At 66.2% G+C, this 2,246-nt stretch carries 2 protein-coding genes; both read right to left on the bottom strand.

All coding sequences use genetic code 11. The features are described 5' to 3' along the window. Positions 1–1,491: SpoVR family protein (locus tag I53_RS07245; RefSeq protein WP_043348461.1), on the bottom strand; the 1,491-nt coding region annotated here is incomplete at its 3' end. Between the two features lie 90 nt (positions 1,492–1,581). After that, on the bottom strand, positions 1,582–2,246 hold a 665-nt coding region (locus tag I53_RS07240), incomplete at its 5' end, for a DUF444 family protein (RefSeq protein ID WP_043348458.1).

Genomic DNA, 2,246 nt, shown 5'->3' with positions numbered 1-2,246 from the left:
GTCGTAGCCCCAGAGGTCGGCGAGGTGCTGCAGGACCCGCTTGGCGTCGTCCTTCTGCAGGGTAATCTTGTTGATCGCCTTGTGATGCAGGATCAGGCGCCGGTCGCCCTCGAGATCCACATCCACCACCTCGATGTCGGGATCGAGCCACGCGACGTCATACTGACGCGCGAAGGCGCGGCGCAGCTTGCGGTAGCCGCGCTCGTCGTGGATCGCCTCGACCCGCAGCTCCGGCTCCTCCGGATCGTCCACGACGTGGAACAGGCGCAGGTCGCGCATCAGCTTGGGTGACAGGAACTGCTGGATGAAGCTCTCGTCGCGGTAATTCTCCCAGCAGTCGCGCAGGACCGCCATGGCGTCGCCGGTGCCGGCGATGTCGGGGAACCACGCCCGGTCCTCGTCGGTCGGCTGCTCGGCGATGCGGGCGATGTCCTGCATCATGGCGAAGCCGATCGCGTAGGGGTTGTGGCCGCCGTAGGAGCGGTCGTCGTAGTTCGGCTGCCGGATGACGTTGGTGTGCGATTGCAGGAATTCGAGGTAGGCGGCCTCGGTGATCTGCCCGGATTCCGACAGGGCGTTCATGATCCGGTAGTGGCAGTACGTGGCGCAGCCCTCGTTCATCACCTTGGTCTGGCGCTGCGGGTAGAAGTACTGGGCCACCAGGCGGACGATGCGCAGGATCTCGCGCTGCCAGGGGCGCAGGCGGGGTGCGACCTTCTCCAGGAAATAAAGAATGTTCTCCTGGGGCAGCTCCAGCAGCGCCTTGCGCCGCTCGGCGGCCATGTCGGAGCGGACGGCGCCGACCTTCTGCGGCAGGGTCCGCCAGAGATCGTTGTAGATCTGCTCCCCGTGCTCGATCCGCTCGCGCTCGCGCCGCTGCTCGGAGGCGAGGTCCGGCCGCTTCTTGCGCGGATAGCGGTGGACCCCCTGGCTCATCAGCGCATGGGCGGCGTCCAGCACCTGCTCCACCGCCTGATGGCCGTAGCGCTCCTCGCAGCGGGCGATGAAGCCCTTGGCGAAGTCGAGATAGTCCAGGATGCCTTCGGCGTCGGTCCACTGCCGGAACAGATAGTTGTTCTTGAAGAAATGGTTATGCCCGAAGGCGGCATGCGCGATGACGAGCGTCTGCATCGTCGCCGTATTCTCCTCCATGACGTAGGAGATGCACGGGTCGGAGTTGATGACGATCTCGTAGGCGAGGCCCATGAGGCCGCGGCGGTACCCGGACTCGTGCTGGGCGAAGTGCTTGCCGAAGGACCAGTGCTTGTAGAACAGCGGCATGCCGATCGACGCGTAGGCGTCGAGCATCTGCTCGGCCGTGATGATCTCGATCTGGTTCGGGTACCAGGACAGGCCGAGCTGCGGTCCGGCCACCGCCTCGCAGGCGTCGTGGATCCGTCGGATCGTGTCGAAATCCCAGTCGTTACCGGTGAACAGGGGTTTCTGGCCCCCGGAGATGGTCTGGGGCGTCCGTGCCTTGACGAGCGTCATGCGGCCTCCCGTTCGATTGCTTGGATCCGGCCAACTCCGCGTCTCGCCCTCCCCCGCAGAGGCGGGAGGGACGCGTCGCGCCACTCCGTGTCACGCCTCCGCCTCGGCGCGGCCTTCCTTGCGGCCGAACAGCTCGCGGAAGACCGGGTAGATCTCCCGGCGATGGTTGACCTTGCGCATGGCGATCGGACCGCCGGCCTTGGCGATCGCCTCGTAGGTCCGCCACAGGGTGGTGCGGTGCTCCACGAAGCCGGCGCGGGGGCCGTTCTCGTCCCCCACCTCGAGATAGGCGAAGTGCTGGCAGGCCGGCAGGATGTGCGACCGCAAGAGTTCCGTCGAGGTCGGCCCGTCGGAGGAGACGTTGTCGCCGTCCGAGGCTTGGGCCGCGTAGATGTTCCAGTCGTTCGGGTCGTAGCGCTCGGCGATGATGCGCTTCATCTCCACGAGCGCCGAGGAGACCAGGGTGCCGCCGGTCTCCCGGGAGCCGAAGAAGGTCTCCTCGTCCACCTCGGTCGCCCGGTCGGTATGGCGGATGAAGACGATCTCCACGTGCCGGTAGCGGCGCGTCAGGAAGATGTGCAGCAGGATGTAGAACCGCTTGGCGAGGTCCTTCATGTGCTCGGTCATCGAGCCCGACACATCCATCAGGCAGAACATCACCGCCTGGGCGATCGGCCGCGGATAGGGCTCGAACCGGCGGAAGCGCAGGTCGATCGGATCGACGTTAGGGATCCGCTTCGACCGCTCGCGCAGCC

Source organism: Methylobacterium sp. B1, from assembly GCF_000333255.1.
Lineage (GTDB): Bacteria > Pseudomonadota > Alphaproteobacteria > Rhizobiales > Beijerinckiaceae > Methylobacterium > Methylobacterium fujisawaense.
Note: the sequence above shows the minus strand (reverse complement) of the source record. Positions and strands in the feature narration are given on the sequence as shown.